This window comes from Ideonella sp. FW305-24 (genome assembly GCF_058788035.1).
Genome location: NZ_JBYTAI010000008.1, coordinates 162,085 through 184,695, shown reverse-complemented (window position 1 = coordinate 184,695; position 22,611 = coordinate 162,085). Strand labels below are relative to the sequence as shown.

Sequence of the window (22,611 nt, the reverse complement as noted above, 5' to 3'; positions counted from 1 at the left end):
CCCGCGTTCATCATGCTGCCACCGGCGGCCGATAGACCACCAGTTTCTCGTTGAGCTGCTGCCACTGCGCCTCGGGCACTTCGGCATGCGTGACCCACAGCACCGCGGCGAAGCGGGCAAGGTCCACTTCCTCGAAGCGGTCGAAGCGGTGGATGTTGGCGGGCAGCGGCGTGGGCCGGGTCCACCAGTGCGGGCTGCCGGCTTCCTGCACAAAGGCCACAGGCTCCTGGTTGACGACCGCGGCCGAGACGCGCGTGATGTTCAGCTTCGGCGCCTCGACGCGCCAGCCCAGTTCGCGGCCCAGGATGTCGACCGGTATGGTCTTGCCCACGTCCGAAGCGGTGGTCAGCACCGGCATGGCCTGCAGCAGCGCAGCAACGTGTTCGGCCATGGCGTTGGCGCCGCCCACGTGGCCAGACAGCACCGGGATCACGAACTGGCCGGCGTCGTCCACGACCACCACGCCCGGGTCTTCGTCCTTGCTCTTCAGGTGCGGTGCGATCAAGCGCACCACCGCACCCAGCGAGACGAAGAACACGATCTGGTCGAAGCGCTGGAACAGGCCGGCGATCTCGTCCTTGAAGGCACCGCTGTAGGCCAGCACCGGGTTGGCGAGGCCGGCCATCGCGTCGGCAAACTTCGCGGCCACGCAGACCTCGGCTTCGGGCAATGCGCGGGCCAGCGCTGCGACTTGCGCTGCGCCATGCTTGGTGATGGCCACAAGCGCGATGCGCACGTTGGGGTTCGGGGCTTCAGTCATCGGCCATTTCCTCTTCGGTGATGGGAGCCGGCGCTGTGCCGGAGGTTTTTTTCTTGCAGCCCTTGATGCGCTCGCCGCGCTGGCGCAAAGGGTTCTGCACGATCAGCAGCGAGAGGTAATTGACCTTCTCGCCGCGCAGCGTAGTGATGTCGCGCACCACGCGTTCTTCCGGCGCGCCGGCCTTCTCGACGAAGCAGACGCGGTCCAGCAGGCCGCGCCGTTCGAACAGCGCGATCAGTTCGTCCAGCAGCGGCTTGACCTTCATCAGCACCAGCGTGTCGAAGTCGTCCAGCAGGCGCTCGACCAGGTCCACGCCATAGGCCGCTGGCACGATGGCCACGGTGTCGTCCTGCTCGGCCAGCGGCTGGCCCAGCTCGGCGCAGCTGGCAATGAAGCTCGGCACGCCGGGCACGGTCTCCACCGCCACCTCGGGCGCCATCGCTTTCACCGTCTGCGCCAGGTGGCCGAAGGTGGCGTAGGTGGACGCATCGCCCTCGACCAGGAACAGCACGTCGAGACCCGACTGCAACAGCGGCAGCACCGCCTGCGCCGCGCGCAGCCAGGCCCGGCCCAGCTTCTCGCCATCGTGCGTCATCGGGAACAGCAGGGCCTGCGACTCACCCGCGCTGGCCGCGGGCGGCACCAGCCCGGCACGCGAGGCAATCGCCAGCGCGTAGCTTTCGCTCTTGCCGCTGCGGATCGGCCAGGTCCACACGGCATCCGGCCGCTGCAGCAGCGCAAATGCGCGGCGAGTCATCAACTCCGGGTCGCCCGGGCCAAGCGAGACACCGAACAGCTTGCCAAGCGTCGTCACGCGCTCACCAACGCTTTCTGCGCACAGACGATCCACACCGGGTTCTCCGCCGCCATGCGGTTCATGTGCAAGATCGGTTTGCTGCGCGCAGCTTGCAACTGCAAGACATCCCAAACCACGTCGGCTTCTTTCAGCGCCGCCGTCGCCGTGGCGAGGTTTTCCAGCGTCACGAAGTTCATCACCAGCCAGCCGCCGCTGCGCAGCCGGCGCAGGCACAGCGCGATCAGCTCGGCGAGTTCACCGCCGGAGCCGCCGATGAAGACGGCGTCCGGGTCGGCCCAGCCGTCCAGCTGTTCGGGCGCCTTGCCATGCACCAGCGTGTGGTTGGCCACGCCGAAGCTGGCGCGGTTGCGCCCGGCAATCGCCACGTCGGCCTCGTTTTTCTCGATGGCCCAGACATGGCCTTCCGGGCACAGCCGCGCGGCCTCGATGCCCACCGAGCCAGAGCCCGCGCCAATGTCCCAGACGATGCTGTCCGCGCGCAGCTGCAGCCGCGCCAGCGACACCGCCCGCACCTCCTGCTTGGTGATCAGGCCTTTGTCGGGTTGCCGCTGTTCATAGGCCGAGTCTGGCAGGCCGAAGCTGACCGGCCGCGGCCGGGCCTGGTGGCGCCACAGCAGCATCACGTTCGGCTCAGCGAAGCGCATCTCGGCGGCTTGCGCAGCGCTCAGGCCGCTGTGGATCTTCTCGTCCGGCAACAGCAGGCGCTCGGCCACCGCGAGCTGGAAGTCCTCGCCCAGGCCTTCGGCCAGCAGCAGGCGGGCGACACGGTCCGGGCTGTTGGCCGGGCTGGTCAGCAGCGCCAGGCGCTCGTGGCGGCGCAGCGCCTGGGCCAGCGCGTACAGGCCGTGCGTCGGATCCGCGCCAACCTGCCACTCGCCGGCATCCTTCGAGTGGATGCTGACGATCTTCAGGTCCTGCCAGACCAGGCCGACGCGGGCGCAGGCCAGCTGGATGGTGGAGACATTGGGCAGCACCTCGATGGCGTCCAGGCACAGCTTCATCGCCAGGTAGCCGGCAATGCCGTGGCACAGCGGATCGCCGGTGGCCAGCAGCACGCAGCGCTGGCCGCGCGCCTGCGCTTCGCGGATCTGCTCGACCACGGCGCCCAGGCCCGCCAGCTCGCGCCGCTCGGCCTCGGGCGAGATGCGGGCTTCCAGCAGCGCCAGCGTGCGACGCGCGCCAATCACCAGGTCGGCCTCGGCCAGCGCCTGCAGCGCCGGCGGCGCCAGGCTGGCGGCGCCATCGTCCAGCACGCCGACGATGCGGCAGCGTGGCGGCGGCAGGTGTTCCATCTGCATGGTCAATCGTCCTCCCCAGCGGGGTCGTGTTCGGGTTCAAAGACAGGCAGCGTCGGGTCGTCGGTGAGCGGGCCAGAGGAGGCCTCGGCGATCTTCACGCCGTCGAAGTCGCAGACCAGCACATCGAGCTGGAAGCGGCCCGGGTAGCGGCCGATCACGGTTTCGACGACCTTCTCGGCCAGCGCCTGGTGGAAGGGTTCGAGCAGACCCAGCGCTGTCATGCGCTCGGACGCAAAGCGTGCCGTCTCGGCCGCGGCAATCGCCGCGCATTCGTCCGGCGGCGCGCCGATGCGCGCGGCCAACTCGGCCAGCAGGCCGGTGTCGACCTCGGCGCGGTTGGCATGGGTAATCGTTTCGCCCTGCGCGATCTTGGTCAGCTTGCCGACCATGCCGCCGATCACGATGTGCTTCAGCCCGACCTTGACCGAGGTGTCCAGCGCGTAGCGCAGGAAGTCGCCCATCTGCACGAAGCAGGCCTCAGGCAGGCCGGGGCGCTCGGCAATGGCGAACTTCTCGGTCCGGCCGCCGGTGGTCAGCACCACCATGCCGGCGCCTGTCGTGGCCGCCACTTCCACGCCCTGCACCACGCTGGCCCGGTAGGCCGCCGTCGAATACGGCCGCACGATGCCGGTGGTGCCGAGGATGGAGATGCCGCCCAGGATGCCCAGCCGCGCGTTCAGCGTCTTCCTGGCCATGTCCAGGCCTTGCGGCACCGAGATGGTCACCGCCAGGCCGCATTCGTCCAGCAAGGCGCCTGCGGCAGTGCGCACATTGGCCTCGATGTTCTGCCGCGGCACCGGGTTGATCGCCGGGCCGCCGACCGCCAGGCCCAGGCCCGGCAGCGTGACAGTGCCAACGCCAAAGCCGCCCAACAGCAGCACCTGGCCAGGCAGCTCGGGGCGCAGTGCCACGTCGGCGGTGAGCCAGGCCTTGTCGGTGCAGTCCGGGTCGTCGCCGGCGTCCTTGATGACGACCGCGTGCGCGCAGCGCGCCCAGCCCTGGCCTTCGCAGCGTGGTTCGGTGACCGCGAAGCGCACGCGCTGGCCGTTGGGCAGGTCGCAATCGACCTCGGCCGGCACCTCGCCGTCGACCAGGCCCAGCACCGCCGCGCGCGCCGCCGCCGCCGAGCAGGCGCCGGTGGTGAAGCCCGTGCGGGTGCCGCGCTTGGCGGTCTTTTCCATCATGACGAGCTTCGCTCCTGCGCTTCGGCGAGACCGAGCAGCGCATGAATGGCGGCCACGACCAGCGTCGAGCCGCCCTTGCGACCGCGGATCACGATCCACGGCACCTCGTTCACCGTGGCCATCAGGTCCTTGGACTCGGCCGCCGAGACAAAGCCCACCGGCATGCCGACGACCAGCGCCGGCTTCGCGCCCTCTTCGCGAATCAGCCGCACCAGCTCGATCAAGGCCGTGGGCGCATTGCCGATGCCGACGATGGCGCCGTCCAGCAGGCCATGGCGATGGGCCTTGCGCATCGCCTGCACGGCGCGCGTCGTGCCCTCGGCGGTGGCCTGGGCGATCACGTCCGCGTCGCTGATGAACTGGTGCGTGGCCATGCCGAAGTGGGCCAGCCGCGGGCGCGAGAGGCCCACGCAGATCATCTCCACGTCCGCCACCATCGGCGCGCCACCGGCCAGCACCGCGCGCAGGCCGGCGGCCACCGCGTCGGGGTGGAAGTCGGTCAGGCCGTTGAAGTCGAAGTCGGCGTTGGCGTGGATCATGCGGCGCACGATGGACCACTGGGCGGAGGTGTAGAAGGCCTGCGGTCCGACCTCGGCGTCGATCACCGCAAACGAGTCGTGCTCGATCGCGCGGCCGGCCGCCGTCAGCTGCTCGGTGACGACGTTGCCGTTCGGGATCTCAGGCATGGCTGTGGCCCGCGTGGTCGTGCGCGTGGGCGTGGTCATGCGCATGCCCGTGCGGGTGTTCATGCCCGTGCTCAAGTGCATGGTCATGCGCCTGCGCCGGCACGTGGCCGTCGTCGTGGTGATGGTGGCCCTGGCCGTGCTCCTCGGCGAACAGGCGGAACTTGCAGCCGTCGCAAGGCATCAGCGCCTCGGGCGCGCCGTCCAGCAGGTCGTGCACGCGCTGGTCCATCAGCCCGAAGATTTCGGGCTCGAAACCGAAGTAGTGGCCGCTGGCAAAGCGCACTTGCGGGTACTGCAGGCGCAGGTGATCGATCTGCCGGCCGATGCGCTGCACCAGCGTGCCGGTGAACAGGTAATACGGCAGCACGACGATCTGGCGCATGCCCAGCAGCACCTGGCGCTGCACGACCTTTTCCAGCCGCGGCCAGGTGATGCCGGTGAAGGCCAGGTCCACCAGCTCGTGGTCGGTCTCTTCCATCAGCCAGCGCACCATCTTGGCCAGCTCGCCATTGGCGCCGCGGTCCGACGAACCTCGGCCCAGCACGATCACGCCGGTGCCGGTCGGGTCCGGCATGTCCAGCGTGTTCATCGCGCTGCGCAGCTGGCGGCGGAGGATTTTCAGGATTTGTTCGCCGGCACCCAGGTGCGGCGCGTAGAGGAACTGCAAGCCCGGGTTTTCGGCCCGCGCCTCGGCGATGTGCTCGGGGATTTCCATCTTCGCGTGGCCGGCCGCGTTGAGGATCAGCGGCAGCACCAGCACGCGCCGGCTGCCGACTGCGGCGCGGCGCAGGCCGGCTTCCAGCATCACCTCGGCGAATTCGATGAAGCAGACCTCGATGCGCCATTCGGGGTGCCTGGCTCGCCACTGCGCGGCGAACAGCTCGATCTCGTCGTTGCCGCTGCGTTCTCTTGACCCATGCCCGATGATCAGGACCGTATCGGTCAGTGCGGCGTGGGTGTGCGCGGCGGTTTGCAGTGCGATGGGCACGATGTCGTTCATGAGGTTTCCTTCGTGGCTTCGCTCGCGCGCCGGAAGCGGTGCGTGAACGTGGCGTCGTACAGCTTGGATTTGGTGAGCTCGGCCCAGCCGCGCGCGCCCAGCGTGGGGCTGGCGATGACCATGGCCTGGCTGACGATGCCGGCCTCGCGGCAGAGCTGCTTGATCGTGGCCACCGTGCCGCGCACGATGCGCTCTTCGCCCGGCCAGCTGGCCTTGTGCACCACCAGCACCGGTGCGTCTTCCGGCCAGCCGGCTTCGCGCAGGCCTGCCTCGACCTTGTGCAGCAAGGTGATGGACAGGAAGATGCACAGCGTGCAGCGGTGCGCCGCCAGCTCGGCCAGCGATTCGCCGGCCGGCATGGGCGTGCGGCCCTCCACGCGCGTGAAGATCGTCGTCTGCGTGACCTCGGGCAGCGTGAAGCTCTCGACCGCCGCGGCGGCCGAGGCCATGGCCGACGAGACGCCCGGCACCACGCCGATCGGGATGCCGGCGGCGTCCAGCGGCTGCACCACCTCGATCAAGGTGCCGTACAGCGCCGGGTCGCCGGTCTGCAGGCGCAGCACGGTGGCGTGGCGGCCGGCGCGCTCGGTCAGCCAGGCCACCATCTGGCCCAGCGTCATGTCCTTGGAGTCGGCGATCTCGCAGCCGGCCGGCGCCCAGCGCGTGGCGGCTTCGTTGACCAGCGAGCCGGCGAACAGGATGGCGCCAGCGCGTGCTATGAGGCCGCGGCCCTTGACCGTGATCAGGTCCGGGTCGCCCGGGCCGGCGCCAACGAACCAGACCGTGCCCGGGCGTGCGGCGGCCACAGGCCTCTCGGGTGCCGGCGCTTCGGGTGCCAGTTGCATCTCGTCTTCCTCCGTCGCCCCCACCGGGCATGGCGCTGCAAAGCGCAGGACGCAACGAAGACGAAAAACGGGGATGGACGCGCTGGAGGGCCCGGTTGCCCGGACGTGGTGGCGCATGCACCCCATCGCCCACCGCAACGGCCTGCTCACATGCGACAGGCCGGTCTCCGGGCTCGCGAGCCGCCGGGCATGCAGGTGCACGCCGGCTGGCCGCCGATCCCCTTCCCACACCCTTGATTGTCGGGCGCAGTGGTCAAACGACGGGCCAGGCCCGTCGCCGATCGGCTGCCAGAAACTCGCTTACCGTTGCGGGGGCAGCGCCGGAATTGGAAGACCCCTGGGGGTTCTTGCGCACCGGCTTCCCGTTTCATCCTGCCCAACCCGAAGGCCTGGCAAGACACCTGAAGCTGGTGGCAGTGTAACGGCTAGGCCGGCGCCACGGCCACTGCGCGCCGGGTGCCGAGCAACAGCAGCGCGGCCAGCACGGCAAAGCCGGCGCTGGCCAGCGGCACCGGGCTGGCATCTTCGCCCTGCACCGTGAAGGACGCCACCAGCGGGCCAAACGCACTGCCCAGCAACTGCGCCGCGGGCACCAGGCCGGCCAGGCGTCCACTGGCATCGGCCCGGAAGGCCAGGCCGATGTGGAAGGGCAGCATGAACAGCCAGACGAAGCCAAACACCGCGCAGGCCAGCGCAAAGGCCTGCGGCCGGCCCGGTGGCAGGCTGTGCACCGTGAGCGTGGCGGCGGCCAGCAGCGCCGAGGCCAGCGCCAGCAGCGGCAACACCGGCCAGCGGCGCACTGCCAGCGAGCCCACGCTGCCGCCCATCACCTGCATCACCAGCACGCCGGCAATCAAGGTCTGCGCGGCTTCGGCATCGAATCCTGCGGCCTGCGCCAGCGGGTCCAGATAGGCCCAGAACGCGCCCAGCGTGGCCAACTGCAGGAAGACCACCGCCAGCGGCAGCGCAGTGGCCAGTGACCAGCGAAAGCCCGAGGCAGCCGCCGGGGCCAGCGGCGCAAGCTTGGCCGGCTGCAGCCAGGCCAGCACGCACACCAGCGCCGACAGCAGTGCCAGCGCGACAAACGCACCTTGCCAGCCCCACGGCGGCACCACCGCCTTGGCCAGCACCAGCCCGAGCGCGGCCTGCGCCAGCGTCTGCACCACGAAAAACACGCCGCCGATGCGCGCCGGCTGGGCGCAGCGCACGATCACGCCGGTCGTGCCCCAGACCAGCACGCCTTCGGCGAGACCCGCCGCGGCGCGCACGGCGATCAGCGCGCTGTCGCCCACGGCGCGCAGCGTCAGCAGGTCCAGGGCCACTGTGAGCAGCGCCGCAATGATGGTGATGCGCCGCAACTGCGCACCCGGCAGCAGCGCGTCGCCCAGCACCACGCCCAGGCCGACTGCGACGATCTCGCCCATCGCCACCAGGCCCACGCCTTCCAGCGTCAGCGCCTTGGCCTCCAGCAGCGCGCCCAGCACGATGGGCTGGGTGCCGATGATCAGCACCGCGATGGCGCCCACCGCCAGTGCCGCCGCGACCTGCGCCGTGGACCAGGCCTCACCTTCGTTCCGGCTCATGCTCACTCCTCCGCCGTTACCCTAGTGGATCAATAGCCTTTTGCCTCTTCGGGCAACAGGCCTTGCGCAAAGCGTGCCATGGCCCGCTGCTCGTCCTTCATCAGCCGGCCGTTGGCAATGGTGCGCACCAGCCACGGCAAGGGCCTGACCTTGTCGCCGGTGGCGGCAGCCAGCACAAAGGCCTTGGCGCATTTTTCGAACAGCTCGGCATTCAGCGCCAGCCGTGTCGCGGTGGCGCCCAGGCAGACGACGCGGCCTTGCAGCAGCAGCGCGTTGCCGCCGGCCGCCAGGGACCGGCCCAGCTCGGCCGGGTCGTCCACGGCCGGACCCATGCGGCCGAGGTGCCGCGCCTGTTCGTCGAAGACGGTGGGCATGGTGCCGCCAAAGTCCGGCAGGCACAGCCCGAACGGGCCGCCGCCGATGGCGATGGCGCCCACGTCCGGCCGCAGCCGGTAGATCGCCGCGTGCGTGCGGGCATCGCCTGGCCAGACGGCCGGCGCGTTGACGCCTTGCCATGCCACACTGCGCGGCATGTGGGTGCCTGCGCTGTTCCACCACATGGCTTCTTCCCCCGGCAGGCGCAGCGACAGGCTGGCGGCGCTTTCGCCGACCTGGCCCATCACGCCGCGCGCCTGCAGCCGCACGAACAGCGGCCACCATGCAGCGTCCAGGTCAGACGCAGCCGAAGACATCGTCGAAGCGGTTGAGGGCGTCATCGATGACCTCGTCGGTGTCGGCCAGGCTGGTGTAGATGCGGCTGCCAGCCAGCGTGACCAGGCCGTGCGCGGTGTAGGCCGCGCCCATCTCCTCCATCATGTGCTTGCGGGCCTTGGCCTCGTCCTTGGCGCGCCAGAGCTTGTAGAGGTTGCCGGTGTCCATCAACAGCACACCCGAGGTCTGCAGGTGCACGATGGAGCCCATGTTGTAGGCCACGTAGGGCAGCGCGCGGCGCTGGATGATCTCGTCCAGCCCCTTGCGCAGCCGGTCGCCGGCACGGCCGGCCACGCCCGCCGCGTCGCAGCGCTGCGCCTCCTTCAGCGCGCAGTACCCAGCCACGCACGAGAGTGGATTGGCCGACAGCGTGCCGCCGACAAACGCCCGCCGCGCGGTGGTGCCGATGCCGCCAACCAGCAGCATCATCACGTCCTTGCGGCCGCCGATGGCGCCGGCCATCGGGTAGCCGCCGGTGAGGCATTTGCCCAGCACCGTCAGGTCCGGCGTGACGCCGAAATAGGCCTGCGCGCCGCCCATGCCGAGGCGAAAGCCGGTGACGACCTCGTCGAAGATCAGCAGCGCGCCGAACTCGTCGCAGAGCTTGCGGACCTCGGCGTTGTAGCCGGGGTGCACCGGGCGCGTGCCGCTCTCCGGGCCCAGCGGCTCCAACAGCACCGCGGCAGTGCCGCCGCGCAGGCGATTGAGCTGCAGCTTGCGACGCAGCGCGTCCAGGTCGTTCGGGTGGCACTCCTGCGTGTGGCCGGTCACGCCATGCGGAATGCCGACGGCCTCCATGCGGCCGGTGCCAGGCAGGCGCATGCCGTAGACCAGTTGGTCGCTCCAGCCGTGGTACGCGCCGCCGATCTTGACGATCCATTTCTTGCGCGTGTAGGCCCGCGCCAGCCGCACCGCGCCCATCACCGCCTCGGTGCCCGAGCCCAGCAGCCGCAGCATGTCCACGCCCGGCATCACGCTGCAGACCAGCTCGGCCAGCTTGACCTCGTATTCATGCAGCAGGCCGGTGACCGGGCCGCAGGCGTCCAGCACCTCGTTGACCTTCTGCCGCACCGCCGGGTGCTTGCTGCCCAGCAGCGTGGGGCCGCCGGCCTGCAGGAAGTCGATGTAGCGGTTGCCGTCCACATCGGTCAGGTGCGCGCCTTCGGCCTGGGCGACGGCGAGCGGGAACGGGTGGTTGAAGGCCAGGTTGTGCTGCACGCCGCCCGGGATCACCGCCTGCGCCCGCTCGGCCAGGCGCCTGGAGCTCTGGCAGCGCTCATCGAAGTAGCGCATCACGCGGGCCATCTCGGCCGGGCGGATCGGCCGCATCGGCTGTTTCACCAGTTCGGCGAAGCGGCGGTAAAGCGTGCCGACCTCGGGCCAGGCGGAGATCGCAGGGCGAGGTGCCACTGCAGCGACGGGAAAGGCAATGGGGTCGGAGGTCAACGCGTTCATGGCATCGGATCGATCATCGGTTGCGCGGCCAGCGCGTTCAGCACCCGTGTCAGCGCAGGTTGCAAGGCAAGGTTGGCAGCGGCGCGTTCGGCAATGCGCCGCGCCAGTTCGGCATGCGCCAGCGTCTCCAGGTCCACGACCGCGCGCATCGCCTGGTCGATGCCGGCGCCGCAGCACAGGATGCCGTGGTTGCGCATCAGGTAGGCGTGCACGTCGGGCCGCAGCGCGCGGCCCAGCTTGGCCGCGAGCCAGCCGGTACCCGAAGGCGCATAGCCGACCACCGGCACGCGCTGGCCCAGCGAGCCGCGCAGCGCGGGCGGCACGGCCAGCGCCTGGCCCAGCAGCGCGCAGGCGCTGGCGACCGGCTGGTGCGTGTGGATGCTGCAGCCCACGTCGGGCCGGGCGCGCAGCACACGCGCATGCAGCCCTGTTTCGACCGATGGCGCGCGCGCGCCTTCGAGCTGCGCCAGGTCGGCCAGCCGCAGCACCGCCACGTCGGCCGCAGCCATCGCGTGGTAGTCGGTGGCCGAAGGCGTGACGGCGAAGTGCTGCGCGTCGATGCGCAGCGCCAGGTTGCCGCCGGTGCCGGCGAAAAAGCCTTGGTGCGACAGCGCCAGGCACAGGTCCACCACGGTCTGGCGTTCGGCGGCGTGTTTCATGCGGCGGACTCCAGCGCGGCAGGCACCGGCAACGCGCCGGGCTGGGGCGTGTTCAGCCGGCGGTACAGCGGCGCGAGCCGGGTGCGCACTTCCTTGAAGGTCTCGAACTGGTCCTGATGCAGGCGCTGCAGTGCGAGGTTGGGCGCGTAGGTCGCACGCACGCGCCGCATGCCGTCCAGCTCATCGAATCCCAGCTCGCCCAGCGCCACCGCGGCAATGAAGGCGGCGCCAATGGCATTGGCCTGGATCGGGCTGGCCAACTGGCGAATCGGCTGGCCGGTCACGTCGGCCATGATCTGGCACCAGACGTCCGACTGCGCGCCGCCACCGACCGCCGTGATGGTGCCCACGTCCCGGCCCAGCAGCCGCGCAAACGGCTCCAGCATCCAGCGCGTGTTCAGCGCCACGCCTTCGAGGAAGGCACGGAAGATGTCTTCGCGCGAATGCGCCAGCGACAGGTTCAGCAGCCCGGCACGCAGGTGTGGGTCGTCCACCGGCGTGCGCTCACCCATCAGCCAGGGCGTGTAGATCAGCCCGCGCGCACCCGGCGGCACCCGCGCGGCGATCTTGTTCAGCAGCTCGTAGACGGCGGGGTGCTCCTCGTCGCTGGCCAGCTCGTCGGGGTGGTAGAGGATGCGGTCGCGCAGGAACGAGAGGTTGGCGCCGGCAGTCGACTGCAGCGCCATCGCCAGGTAGCGGCCGGTGACCGCGCAGGGCACGGCCGCGAGCTTGTGGCGCACATCGGTCTTCATCTTCGGCACATGGGCACCCAGCCATGAAGAAGTACCTAAATAGAGGTGAGCTTGATGGTCGCCCACCGCGGCGCCGACCGCCACCGCCGAGTTGTCCATCGCACCGGCCACCACCACGGTGCTGGCCGGCAGCCCCAGCGCCGCCGCCACCTCGGGCAGCAGCGGGCCGAGGATGGCTGTGGACTTGACCAGCGGCGGCAGCTTGTCGGCGTCGATGCGCAGCATGCGGATCAGGCCGGCGTCGTAGCGCAGGTTTTCCACGTCGCGGTTGTCGGTGACCCAGGCGGTGAGCATCGCGTCCTGCGTCGCGCAGCAGCGGCCGGTCAGGCGCAGGTTCAGGTAGTCCAGCGCATTGAGGAACTTGTGCGTGCGGGCGTAGCGCTGCGGCTCTTCATCGCGGATGTAGGCCATGTGGCCGGCGGCGTCCCGGCCGGTGGCCGACGGCGCGCCGCCGGTCAACCGCAGCCAGCGCCACAGCTTCAGCGGCCCGTAGCCTTCGATGTTCAGCAGCTTGCCACGCGCACGGCGGGCAATGGCCACGGCGCCGCGCGAATCCAGCCAGCTCATCGCCGGGCCGATGGCCTGGCCTGCCTTGTCCACGCAGACCGTCACCTCCGTCTGCGTGGAGCAGCAGACGGCCACCACGCGCGCACGCCGCGCCGTATCGGCCGCCAGCAGCTCGCCCGCGGCGCCCAGCAAGGCCGCCCACCAGTCCTCCGGCTGCTGCTCGGCCAGCGCACCCTGCACGCGCAGCGCCACCGGGCGAAAGGCCCAGGCGACGACCACACCGTCCAGCGAGACCAGCGCGCACTTGCAGCCGGAGGTGCCGAGGTCAACCGCGAGGATCAGGCGCGCATCGGAGAGTGGTGGCATGAACTGCACGAACCAGGATCAGAAGCGCCGCAGCACCGAGACGACGAAGCGGTTGTCGTCGGTGGCGCGCAGCTTGGAACCGTCTACCGCCAGGTAGAGCTCGCGCGCCTTGGTGTTGCTGGTCATCCAGTCGGCGTTCCACTCGAAGCCCCATTGCTTGTGGGTGATGCCAATGCTGTAGTCCGAGAAATCGGCTTCCTTGAAGTGCTTGATCTTCTGCAGGCCGGCATGCAGGTTCAGCGTGGTGGCAGGCGCCAGGTTGAACTTGTAGCCCAGGTCGAACAGCCAGCTGCCGCGCGAGTTCTGGTCGCCGCGGGCGTAGCAGGCCAGGCCTGGCGTCGGGTCCGGGTTCAGCGCCAGCATGGTGCCGCAGACGCCGCCGGTGTCCGCGCCGCGATAGGTCTTGGAAATGACGTTCAGCACCCGGCCTTCGAGCTCGCCGTAGTTGATCTCCAGCACCGCGAACTTGCTGTTGAAGTTGCTGCTGCGCACGTCGGTGGGCGTGAAGGTCTCGAAGTCGAAACCGTGCGGTGCGTCGAACTTCGCGCCAGGGAAAAACTCGGTCGCCAGGCCCAGGCCGAAGTGCCAGCCCTCCGGGTCGCCAAAGCGGTAGCCACCGGCCACCGTGAAGCCCAGGCCGTCGCCTTCGAGGAACTGCTTCTTGCTGACGGTCGCCACCTCGATCAGGCCGATCAGCCCGCTCTCGTGCGCCGCCTCCACGCTCAGGCGCAGGCCGGGCTTTTTCAGCGAATCGGAAATGCCGCGGGTGCGCTGGTCCGAGCTGAGCTTGAGCGAGGTGTCGACCGCGAAGCTGGCGGTGTCGGACTCCGCGTGCGCCGGCAAGGCCGCGGCCAAGGGCAGGGCCAGGGCCAGGGCGGCGATGAGCAAACGGGGCGTGGGCATGGATGTCGTCTCCTCCGGTGGGTGGACAGGTGGGTCAGGGTTTGCAGACCGGGGCCGCGGGCAGCGCGGCAACCCGCTTGAGCAGTTCGGTCTGGCCCAGCACTTCCACGCCCACGAAGGCGCGGATGGCCAGGTCGCCCGACTTGATGCGCACCACGCCCTTGTATTTCTTCTTGTCGCGCGGGTCGTAGACCCAGCCATCGCGCCAGGCCTCGTTCTCGTAGCGCGCCAGCTGGGCGATCTGCACGCCGCAGGTGTCGGCCGGCGTGCCGGCGTCCTTGTCCCAGACGATGCGGCCGCACAGCGCGCCGGCCTGGTCGGCGCAGGGCTTGAACTCGATCACCGCGTCCTTCTCGGCCGTCATCCACAGGCCTTGGGCCTCTTCCGGCCCCGCGGCCCAACAGGACGCGCCGGCCAGCGCAGACACCAGCGAACACAGCACCGAACAAAACATCTTTGGCATCGGAACGCTCCAGGCTTGAGGTGGATCAGAACGTCATCAGGTAGTCATGGCTAGTTTATAGCGATGACTATCGTTTTTGTCTACTCTTCCGGCGTCCTTTCGCTGGGACAATCCCGAACAGACCTGCCGAACCCGATGCCCGCTACCCGCAAACCCGCGCCTTCGCTGGCGACCAAGAAACAGCCCGCGCAGGCGCGCGCCACGGAAACCTACGAGCGCATCCTGGAAGTCACGGCGCACACGCTGGCCGACGTGGGCATCGAGCGCCTGTCGACCAACCTGGTGTGCGAGCGCGCCGGCTTGAGCCCACCGGCCCTGTACCGCTACTTCCCGAACAAGTACGCACTGCTGTCCGAACTCGGCCAGCGCCTGATGCAGCAGCAAAACGAGCTGGTGGGCCGCTGGATCAGCGTCGAGCTGTTTGCCGGCAGCCCGCAGGCGCTGGAAGACGCGGTGGCCGGCTTGGTGCTGGACACCTACCGCGTCACCGCGCAGACCGTGGGCGGCGTGTGGATCATGCGGGCGCTGCGCGCGGTGCCCGCGCTGCAGCAGGTGCGCCTGGCCTCGCATGCCGAAGTCACCGCGGCCCAGACCGAGCTGCTGGCGCAGGCGCTGCCGCAGGCCAACAAGGCCGAGCTGCGGCTGGCCAGCCGCATCGTCGTGGAGCTGATCTATGCCACCGTCGAAATGCTGTTCGACGAAGCCCTGGACGAACAGGCCGTGGCCCGCACCGTGGCCGGCATGCTGCTCAGCCACCTGGAACGCATCCGGCCCGGGCTGGCGAAGAGGCCAGCCGCTCGCCGCACCGCCTTGGCGGGTCGAAACAAGGCCTGATCCGCCACAAATTGGGGACTCAAGCTTCCAAGACCGAGCAGCTTGCTCAAGCTTGGAAAACAGGCGCCGATAGCGGTGAAAGCTCTGATGCGTGCCCGCTTGCATGCTGGGGTTCCCCCACACACGCTGTCCAAAGAGGCGCCCCAATGAACACCTGGACCCACTGGAAAATCGGCACCCGGCTCAGCCTGGGGTTCGCCGCCGTCCTCACCTTGCTGATCGTGATCACGACCAGCGCCTGGTGGCGACTGGACAGCACCATGCGCGCGATGCACAACATGATGGACGAGCCACTGGCCAAGGAGCGCATCGTTTCCGACTGGTATCGGGGCATCCATACCAGCGTGCGCCGCACCACCGCGATCGTGAAGAGCGCCGACCCCTCTCTGGCCGCCTTCTTTGCGCCCGAGAACAAGGAGGCCACGGCCAAGATCACCGAGCTGACGCAGCGCCTGGAAGCGCTGCTGCGCAGCGACCAGGAACGCCAGCTCTACCAAGAGGTGATGACGGTGCGCAAGCGCTATGTCGCAGCGCGCGACGAGATCGTCGCCACCAAGGCCCAGGACCCGGGCCAGGCCGAAGCCTTGTTCGAGCGCAGCTTCATGCCCGCAGGCAAGGCCTATCTCGAGACCTTGCAAGGCCTGCTGGATGCGGAGCGGGCACAGATCGACAGCTTGCGTTCCGACATCGACAAAGACGCCGCTGCGGCCCGCCAGCATCTGCTGGCGCTGGGCGGCCTGGCGCTGATCCTGGGCATGTTCTGCGCCTGGTCCATCACCCGCAGCGTGACCGGGCCACTGCGACACGCCGTGGCCGAGGCCCAGCGCGTGGCCGCTGGCGACCTGCGAGAGCAGGGCAGCGCGCCGCCCGCCCGCCATGACGAAACCGGCCAGTTGCTCACCGCGCTGGCGCAGATGCGCGATGCCCTGGCCCAGATGATCCATGGCATCCGCGATTCGACCGACAGCATGGGCATTGCCAGCCGTGAAATCGCCTCCGGCAACCAGGACCTGAGCCTGCGCACCGAGCAGACCGCCAGCAACCTGCAGGAAACCGCTTCGGCCATGGAGCAGCTGACGGCCACCGTGGGCCACAGCACCGACAACGCCCGGCAGGCCAGCCAGCTGGCCGCCTCGGCCGCCGAAGTGGCTGCCCGCGGCGGCGCTGTCGTCTCCCAGGTAGTCGCCACCATGGGCGACATCAACAGCTCATCGAAGCGCGTGGTGGACATCATCGGCGTGATCGACGGCATTGCCTTCCAGACCAACATCCTGGCGCTGAACGCGGCCGTGGAAGCGGCCCGCGCAGGCGAGCAGGGCCGCGGCTTCGCCGTGGTGGCCAGCGAAGTGCGCACGCTGGCCCAGCGTTCGGCCCAGGCGGCCAAGGAAATCAAGGCCCTGATCGGCGCCTCGGCAGAGCGGGTGGACAGCGGCACCGCGCTGGTGGCGGATGCAGGCCGCACAATGCAGGAGCTGGTGGGCTCGGTGCAGCGCGTCTCGGACATCATCGGCGAGATCTCTGCTGCTGCCGGTGAGCAGCACGACGGCATCGGCCAGGTGAACATCGCCGTGACCCAACTGGACCAGATGACCCAACAGAATGCTGCACTGGTGGAGCAGAGCGCTGCCGCGGCGCAAGCGCTGAGCCAGCAGGCCGAACGCCTGGCCCACTCGGTGCGCCGCTTCCAGCTGGCGGCCTGACCGACGGGCGCCCAGGGGCCGCCGCAAGGCATCACCGGTGGCGCCAAGGGCCGAGCACAGATCATGTTGCAATCCTGACTGCCTTGTTGTCCCTGGCACCACTGCAAGTGCAGGAGGCACGCAAGCGCTACCCCGTGCCCGAGGCTGATGCGGCCGGCCTCCTGATTGGCCCGGAGCTGGACCACAAACTGGATAAGCAGGGCATTTCCAGCCGGGCCATCGATCCGGTCTGCAAATACCTGGGCCTGGGCAAAGGTGCGCTGGCCGAATACCTCGACCTGGACCGCACGACAGCCGCCCGCCTGATCGCCAGCGACCGTCCGTTGCCCACCCATTCGGCCGAAAGCATGTTGCGCCTGCTGGAACTGCAGCACCTGGCGCTGGACACCTTCGAGTGCCCGGCGGGTGCGATGGCCTGGCTGGGCAAACCAAACCCGCTGCTCGAAGGCGACAGCCCGCTGGAAGCCGCCAAGACCTCCTTCGGCGGCGAGCGCGTCAGGGACCTTCTGCTGGCCATCAAGTACGGCGGCGCGGCTTGACCAGCGTCTGGCGGATCGGCCACTGCCCCGCGCCACAGCCCGACCCTTCGGCCCTGCTGGCGAACTGGCGTGACGACCAGTCCATCAGCCAGCGCATCGGCATGGCCTGGCTGCAATCGGAGCCTTGCGCTGTGGGTCCCTTCGTTCGTCGAGCCGTTGGAGATGAACCTGCTGCTGAACCCGGCCCACCCACAGTACCAGTAGTCAGTTCGACCCGCGGCTTTTCTGAAATTTGGGGTCGCAGCCGGCTTGACGTGAGGCTATTCGGGAGAATTCGGCCCTGGATTTTCCAAAGCCTGCCGCCTTTGACGCGAAACGTCCGGTCGTTGCCCCAGACGCCCGGATTCAAACCGTCGGCGGCATCCACAGGTCCAGCATGCTTTCCAGTGCCGAACGTGTCACCGGCTTGGCCAGGTAGGCGTTCATGCCGACGGCGATGCACTGCTCCATGTCGCCGGAAATGGCGCTGGCGGTGAGGGCAATGATCAGCAAATCGTTCAGGCCGGCTTCGCGCAGCCGGCGCGTGGCCTCGAAGCCGTCCATCTCCGGCATCAGGCAGTCCATCAGCACCAGGTCATGATCGTGGCGCAGCGCCATCTCCACGGCCTGCCTGCCGTTGGCCGCCTCGAAGACCTCGAACCCCAGGTCTTCCAGCATGGCCCGCGCCACCATCGCGTTGACGGCGTTGTCCTCGGCCAGCAGCACGCGCCGGCCCTGGAAGCGGCGCGGCTGCTCGGCCGGGCTTGCCGGCGTCTCGGCCAGCGCCACCGGCAGCGCTGAAATGGCGGCCAGCGTCATTGGCAAGGTGGCCAGGAAAACCGAGCCACGCCCGGGCTCGCTGCTGGCCTCCAGCCGGCCCCCCATCAGGTGCACCAGCTCCTGGGCGATGGCCAGGCCCAGGCCGGTGCCGCCATAGCGCCGGGTGGTCGAGCGGTCCGCCTGGCTGAAGGGCCGGAACAGCCGCGGCAGCGCCGAGGGGTCGATGCCAATGCCGCTGTCCTGCACGCGGAACTGCAGCAGGATCCTGCCGGGCTGCTCGCCTGGCAGCGGCCGTACCGCCAGCCGCACCTGGCCGGCTTCGGTGAACTTCAGCGCGTTGCTGAGCAGGTTGGACAAGACTTGCTGCAGCCGCACCGGGTCGCCCAGCACGGCAGCCGGCAAGTCTGGCGACAGCTCGCCGGACAGCTCGATGCCCTTGCGCCGGGCCTGCACGCCAAACACCTGCAACGTCTCGTTGATCAGCCCCCGCAGGTCCATCGCAATCTCTTCGAGCTCAACCGCGCCGGCCTCGATCTTGGAGATGTCCAGCACGTCGTTGACCAGCTTCAGCAGCAGCTCGCCCGAGCCATAGGCGGCCTGGGCCATCTCGCGCTGGCGCGGCGTGAGCTCGGTGTGCAGCAGCAGGTCGGCCATGCCCAGCACGCCGTTGAGCGGTGTGCGAATCTCGTGGCTCATGCTGGCCAGGAAGGCCGACTTGGCACGGTTCGCGTCGTCCGCCGCGTTGCGCGCTTCGTTGGCCTCGCGCTGGGTGACCATCAGCTGGCCCAGCGCCAGGGCCTGGCGCGTCAGCAGACGGTGCACCGCCGCGCTCAGCGCGAGCAGCGCCGCGGTGGCCGCGAGCATGAAGGCGCCGATCCAGCTGGCGCTTTCTTGCCAGCGTGCCAGCACCAGGGTCTCGGAGCCGGTGATCGTGACCAGCAGCGGGTAGGCCGGCGACATGGTCGCGCTGACGATGCGCAGCCGGGTGTCGCTGGGGTTGCTGGGCCGCGGGCCACGCAGCACCTCGGTGACGGTGCTGCCGCCGGCATTCGGCATGGCGGCCAGGCGCTGGGCCACGCCGGGCACCGATTGGCCCATCAGCGCGTCGCTGGTCGGATAGCGGGCCAGCACCCTGCCGTCGGGGCGCAGCAGCGTCAACGTGGGCTCACGCTGGCCCAGGTTGATGGAGCGGTAGAACTCGCCGAAATAGTCGCTCTCGATGCCCACCAGCGCCAGGCCGATCATGCGGCCTTGCGGATTGGCCACCTTGCGCGCGATGTAGAAGGTCCAGCTGCCGTTGCCGCGGTTCTGCACCGGCACCGACAGGTAGAGCTTGAGCCTGGGGTCGGCCACGTGGGCCGCGAAGTAGTCGCGGTCGCCGAGCTGGATCTGGGGCGGCGGGAAGCTGCGCGAGAAATTGATCAGCTCGCCGCCGGCCAGCGCGACGCTGATGACGTCGACCTGCGGCAGGTCGGCCTGGAGCTGGCGCAGCTTGGCAAAGGCCTCGGGCGTGCCCATCAGCCGGCGCAGCGCCGCTTCGTCGGCCGGCTGGGCCCGCTCGGCTTCTTCGACCACCCGCTGCAGCACCGCGTCGGCCGCGGCAATCGTCTGGTCGGCATGCTGGCTGGTCAACCGGCACAGCGCGGACAGCGAACGCTGCCAGTCGGCCAGCGCGTCCTCGTGCGCCCGCCAGATCGCCAGCCCACCCAGCGCCCAGGCCGAAGCGATCAGCAGCCCGCTGGCGCCCAGCACCAGCCAGGTCCAGCGCATGCGCCCACGCTCGGCGCGCGGCGGCGGGTCTGCCTTGATCAGCACGGGCATGGGGGGCGGCTGGCTCGCGCGTCTTCCGCGTCTTCCACGTTTTCCACGTTTTCCATTTTCCACCGCGGACCCGGCAGGTCCGGGGGGCGCTTCAGGGTCAACGGTTGTAGCACGTGGCCGCCGCCCCTGTCTGCCGGGACACACCCGCCGCGCCCGCCCGCCGTTTCGCAGCCCCGGCACCTGAGGGAGCGCTGAACAAGGCAGCACAGATCTGCGCCGGATTTGCGGCTTTGTTCCAGCTTTGGCCCCTCAATGAAAAAGCCCAACATGCCGATACATGCGAGAGCCGCGTGGATTCCGGTGACAAGGCCGTCGGCCGCGCCGGATCCACCCCCCTCACCAAATGCTCCGACAGAGGAAATCAGGATGAACCGCAAGCAATGCCTTGCCACGCTCGTGGCAATCTCCAGCCTCACTTTGGCCAGCGCGCTGCCGGCTTTCGGCAACGAGCTGCCCGCCGAGGTGCAGGCCAAGGTCGAGAAGGCCAAGAAGCGGCTGGCCGAACTGGCCGCCAATCCCACCGTGGTGGCCGCCGTGCGCGAGGCCAATGGCCATGACGGCGGCGGCATGACCAACGGCAAGTGGGTTGACCTGACGGACGCCGACCCGGCGGTCAAGAGCATGCTGGCCAGCAAGGTCAGCGTGCAGATCGCCAAGTGGGAAACCGAGGACGACACGGTCAACAAGCTGGTGCTGCGCGACCAGAAGGGCAACCTGATCGGCGCCAGCATCCGACCGCTGATCTACAACAACGCCAGCCGACCGGTGTTTGCCAACCCGATCAAGGGCCAGGTCTGGTCCGCCAATGAGATCAAGCCCGACACCTCCACCCAGATCCCCAGCGTGCACGTTGCCGCACCGGTGATGGATGGCGGCAAGGCGATTGGCGTGTTGCAGGCCGGTGTGACCGCCAAGTAATTTCGCAGGAATCAACCGTGCGTGCCCGGACACCGGGCCGCATTGGAGGAACGCATGTTCAAGAATTTGAAAGTTGGCGCCAGGCTGGCGCTCGGCTTTGCCGCGGTGCTGGCACTGATGACGGTGATCAGCGCGATTTCGCTGAGCCGGCTGTCGGCCATCAAGGCCGACCTGGCAGCAGTGACCGGCGAGGCGCCCGAGCGCCTGGCCAGCAACCTGCGCGACCTGGCCCGCTACCAGGCGATCGCGCTGCGAGACGTGGTGATGCAGGACGACGTGGCCTTCAAGAAGAAGGAATTCGACCTGATGAAGAAGTCCCGCACCGAGTACGAGCACACCGCCCAGACCCTGGGCGCGATGCTGACCGAACCCGCGACCAAGGCCGCCTTCGACAAGGCCGCAACCGCCCTGCAGGCGACCAAGGCGCCGATGGAAAAAGCCATCGACAAATCCATGGCCGACGACATGCCTGGCGCTGCCGAGACCGTGCGCGAAGAAGTCCGCCCGGCCCAGCTGGCCCACGTGGCTGCGCTGGACCAGGTGGTGGAAGCCGTGCAGGAAGCTTCGCGGGTGCGCAACGAGCAGGCCGACAAGGCCTACCAGCGCGCGGTGATGCTGATCATCGGCCTGTCGATCACCGCACTGGTGCTGGGCGTGCTGATTGCCTGGCAGATCCAGCGCAGCATCACCCGGCCGCTGAACATCGCGGTGGACGTGGCGCAGGCGGTGGCGGGCGGCGACCTGTCGCGCGTCATCAGCGTGCAGTCGGACGATGAAGTCGGCCGCCTGCTGAAGGCGCTGCAGACGGTCAACACCGACCTGGGCCGCACGATGCTGCAAGTGCGGTTTGCGGCAGAAACCATGCAGACGGCGTCGCTTGAAATTGCGGCCGGCAATGCCGACCTCAGCCAGCGCACGGAGCAGCAGGCCTCCAGCCTGCAGCAGACGGCCTCCTCGATGGAGCAGCTGACGGCCACCGTGAAGAACAACGCCGACACCGCACGCAGCGCCGCGCAGATGGCCTGCTCGGCCAGCGCCGCGGCCGCCAAGGGGGGCGACGTGGTGGCCCAGGTCGTCACGACCATGGATGCCATCAAGGCCAGCTCGCAGAAGATCGCCGACATCATCGGCACCATCGACGGCATCGCCTTCCAGACCAACATCCTGGCGCTGAATGCCGCGGTCGAGGCGGCCCGGGCCGGCGAGCAGGGTCGCGGCTTCGCGGTCGTGGCCAGCGAGGTGCGGGCGCTGGCCCAGCGCTCGGCCCAGGCTGCACGCGAGATCAAGACCCTGATCGGCGCCAGCGTCGAGAACGTCGAAAACGGCGCCACCCTGGTCAGCACCGCCGGCACGACGATGAGCGACATCGTCGACCAGGTGCAGCGCGTCACCGACCTGATCGGCGACATCAGCAGCGCCACGCAGGAGCAGACCACGGGCATCGGCCAGGTCAGCCAGGCGGTGGTCCAGCTGGACCAGGTCACGCAGCAGAACGCCGCGCTGGTCGAGCAGAGCGCCGCCGCGTCCGAAAGCCTGAAGCAGCAGGCCGGCAAGCTGGTCGACGTGGTCAACGTCTTCACGCTGGCGCCCGGCGCCCACGCCGCACTGGCCTGAGCAGGCGCAGCCTCGGCGCTGCACCGAGATCACCAGGCCGCGTCCCGGGAGGGGCGCGGCTGTTTTCTATTTGGCATGTTCACGTTGCGCGGCTTCCAACAGCTGCAGCCGTCTGGCCTGGAAGATTTGCAGAGACTCCCGCAAATCAAGCAGCTTGTGCATGCTCAGCGGATCCAGCCCCCCATTGGCCGCCTTGGCATCTTCCAGCCGAAGGATGTGAGCCTCCACCGCGAGAATGCCTTGCTCGATGGCGTCGAGCACATCAAAACGGTTCGTCATGGCGGATCCAGTTGCACTTTCAATCCCGGGCGTCCAGCGAGAAAGGCGCCCTTCCCGCATGTGACTCGCAAAAGGCCACGATGAACGTGGGAATGAACGCACCCATCGTGTAGGCCACGCGCTCTTCGAGTTCCAATGGAGCGAGAGAGCCCACTGCC

At 69.0% G+C, this 22,611-nt stretch carries 21 protein-coding genes and 1 riboswitch; of the genes, 5 read left to right on the top strand and 16 right to left on the bottom strand.

Going from position 1 to position 22,611, the window contains the following annotated elements; genetic code table 11:
- Positions 1-10 precede the first annotated feature (10 nt).
- The 14 genes from AC3WR5_RS21610 to AC3WR5_RS21545 form a co-directional block, all read right to left on the bottom strand.
- Positions 11-760 carry a cobalamin biosynthesis central domain-containing protein gene (locus tag AC3WR5_RS21610; RefSeq protein ID WP_492487040.1) on the bottom strand — a complete coding sequence of 250 codons (750 nt, stop codon included), beginning with the start codon at positions 758-760 and terminating at the stop codon, positions 11-13.
- Entirely contained in the window at positions 753-1,574 is an 822-nt protein-coding gene (cobI, locus tag AC3WR5_RS21605) for a precorrin-2 C(20)-methyltransferase (RefSeq protein WP_492487038.1), read from the bottom strand. The genes AC3WR5_RS21610 and cobI overlap by 8 nt, the downstream gene beginning before the upstream one ends.
- Positions 1,571-2,869, bottom strand: a complete 1,299-nt coding sequence (gene cbiE / locus AC3WR5_RS21600; RefSeq protein ID WP_492487210.1) for a precorrin-6y C5,15-methyltransferase (decarboxylating) subunit CbiE — start codon at positions 2,867-2,869, stop codon at positions 1,571-1,573. The genes cobI and cbiE overlap by 4 nt, the downstream gene beginning before the upstream one ends.
- An 8-nt stretch (positions 2,870-2,877) precedes the next feature.
- On the bottom strand, positions 2,878-4,059 hold the full coding sequence (locus AC3WR5_RS21595) for a cobalt-precorrin-5B (C(1))-methyltransferase (RefSeq protein ID WP_492487036.1): 1,182 nt from the start codon (positions 4,057-4,059) through the stop codon (positions 2,878-2,880).
- The gene (locus tag AC3WR5_RS21590; protein WP_492487209.1) at positions 4,056-4,745 is read right to left on the bottom strand and encodes a precorrin-8X methylmutase; all 690 of its coding nucleotides are present in this window, start codon (positions 4,743-4,745) and stop codon (positions 4,056-4,058) included. Before AC3WR5_RS21590 ends, AC3WR5_RS21595 begins: the two co-directional genes overlap by 4 nt.
- Positions 4,738-5,745: a sirohydrochlorin chelatase gene (locus AC3WR5_RS21585; protein WP_492487035.1), complete on the bottom strand. Its 1,008-nt coding sequence runs from the start codon at positions 5,743-5,745 to the stop codon at positions 4,738-4,740. Before AC3WR5_RS21585 ends, AC3WR5_RS21590 begins: the two co-directional genes overlap by 8 nt.
- Positions 5,742-6,590, bottom strand: a complete 849-nt coding sequence (cobM, locus tag AC3WR5_RS21580; protein WP_492487033.1) for a precorrin-4 C(11)-methyltransferase — start codon at positions 6,588-6,590, stop codon at positions 5,742-5,744. Before cobM ends, AC3WR5_RS21585 begins: the two co-directional genes overlap by 4 nt.
- A gap of 141 nt (positions 6,591-6,731) precedes the next feature.
- A riboswitch (cobalamin riboswitch) is annotated at positions 6,732-7,010 on the bottom strand.
- Positions 7,011-7,015: 5 nt separating this feature from the next.
- Positions 7,016-8,173: an MFS transporter gene (locus tag AC3WR5_RS21575; protein ID WP_492487031.1), complete on the bottom strand. Its 1,158-nt coding sequence runs from the start codon at positions 8,171-8,173 to the stop codon at positions 7,016-7,018.
- 29 nt (positions 8,174-8,202) lie between these two features.
- Positions 8,203-8,865, bottom strand: a complete 663-nt coding sequence (locus tag AC3WR5_RS21570; RefSeq protein WP_492487030.1) for a hypothetical protein — start codon at positions 8,863-8,865, stop codon at positions 8,203-8,205.
- Complete coding sequence (locus tag AC3WR5_RS21565; RefSeq protein ID WP_492487028.1) at positions 8,846-10,339, bottom strand: aspartate aminotransferase family protein; 1,494 nt, start codon at positions 10,337-10,339, stop codon at positions 8,846-8,848. The genes AC3WR5_RS21570 and AC3WR5_RS21565 overlap by 20 nt, the downstream gene beginning before the upstream one ends.
- Positions 10,336-10,998 carry a class II aldolase/adducin family protein gene (locus AC3WR5_RS21560; RefSeq protein ID WP_492487027.1) on the bottom strand — a complete coding sequence of 221 codons (663 nt, stop codon included), beginning with the start codon at positions 10,996-10,998 and terminating at the stop codon, positions 10,336-10,338. Before AC3WR5_RS21560 ends, AC3WR5_RS21565 begins: the two co-directional genes overlap by 4 nt.
- The gene (locus AC3WR5_RS21555; protein WP_492487025.1) at positions 10,995-12,623 is read right to left on the bottom strand and encodes a xylulokinase; all 1,629 of its coding nucleotides are present in this window, start codon (positions 12,621-12,623) and stop codon (positions 10,995-10,997) included. Before AC3WR5_RS21555 ends, AC3WR5_RS21560 begins: the two co-directional genes overlap by 4 nt.
- 18 nt (positions 12,624-12,641) lie before the next feature.
- A complete protein-coding gene (locus AC3WR5_RS21550) occupies positions 12,642-13,526 on the bottom strand; it encodes a TorF family putative porin (protein ID WP_141288557.1) in 885 nt (294 codons plus the stop codon).
- 34 nt (positions 13,527-13,560) lie between these two features.
- Positions 13,561-13,989 carry a DUF2147 domain-containing protein gene (locus AC3WR5_RS21545; protein WP_492487023.1) on the bottom strand — a complete coding sequence of 143 codons (429 nt, stop codon included), beginning with the start codon at positions 13,987-13,989 and terminating at the stop codon, positions 13,561-13,563.
- Positions 13,990-14,124: 135 nt separating this feature from the next.
- On the opposite strand from AC3WR5_RS21545, the gene AC3WR5_RS21540 reads away from it, so the two are divergent.
- From AC3WR5_RS21540 to AC3WR5_RS21530, 3 genes are all read left to right on the top strand, one after another.
- A complete protein-coding gene (locus AC3WR5_RS21540; protein ID WP_141288558.1) occupies positions 14,125-14,823 on the top strand; it encodes a TetR/AcrR family transcriptional regulator in 699 nt (232 codons plus the stop codon).
- A 146-nt stretch (positions 14,824-14,969) separates the two neighbouring features.
- On the top strand, positions 14,970-16,523 hold the full coding sequence (locus AC3WR5_RS21535) for a methyl-accepting chemotaxis protein (RefSeq protein WP_492487021.1): 1,554 nt from the start codon (positions 14,970-14,972) through the stop codon (positions 16,521-16,523).
- A gap of 86 nt (positions 16,524-16,609) precedes the next feature.
- Positions 16,610-17,062, top strand: a complete 453-nt coding sequence (locus AC3WR5_RS21530) for an Xre family toxin-antitoxin system antitoxin (protein WP_492487020.1) — start codon at positions 16,610-16,612, stop codon at positions 17,060-17,062.
- A gap of 345 nt (positions 17,063-17,407) precedes the next feature.
- Here AC3WR5_RS21530 and AC3WR5_RS21525 read toward each other — a convergent pair whose 3' ends face one another.
- Positions 17,408-19,642 (bottom strand): hybrid sensor histidine kinase/response regulator, encoded by a 2,235-nt coding sequence (locus AC3WR5_RS21525; RefSeq protein WP_492487018.1) that lies wholly within the window; start codon positions 19,640-19,642, stop codon positions 17,408-17,410.
- A gap of 366 nt (positions 19,643-20,008) precedes the next feature.
- Here AC3WR5_RS21525 and AC3WR5_RS21520 point away from each other — a divergent pair, with 366 nt between their 5' ends.
- Positions 20,009-20,560 (top strand): hypothetical protein, encoded by a 552-nt coding sequence (locus tag AC3WR5_RS21520; RefSeq protein ID WP_141287035.1) that lies wholly within the window; start codon positions 20,009-20,011, stop codon positions 20,558-20,560.
- 54 nt (positions 20,561-20,614) lie between these two features.
- A complete protein-coding gene (locus tag AC3WR5_RS21515; RefSeq protein WP_492487016.1) occupies positions 20,615-22,174 on the top strand; it encodes a methyl-accepting chemotaxis protein in 1,560 nt (519 codons plus the stop codon).
- 66 nt (positions 22,175-22,240) lie between these two features.
- On the opposite strand, the gene AC3WR5_RS21510 is transcribed toward AC3WR5_RS21515, so the two are convergent.
- Positions 22,241-22,453, bottom strand: coding sequence for a hypothetical protein (locus tag AC3WR5_RS21510; protein WP_141287038.1), 213 nt, complete (start codon positions 22,451-22,453; stop codon positions 22,241-22,243).
- Positions 22,454-22,611 lie beyond the last annotated feature (158 nt).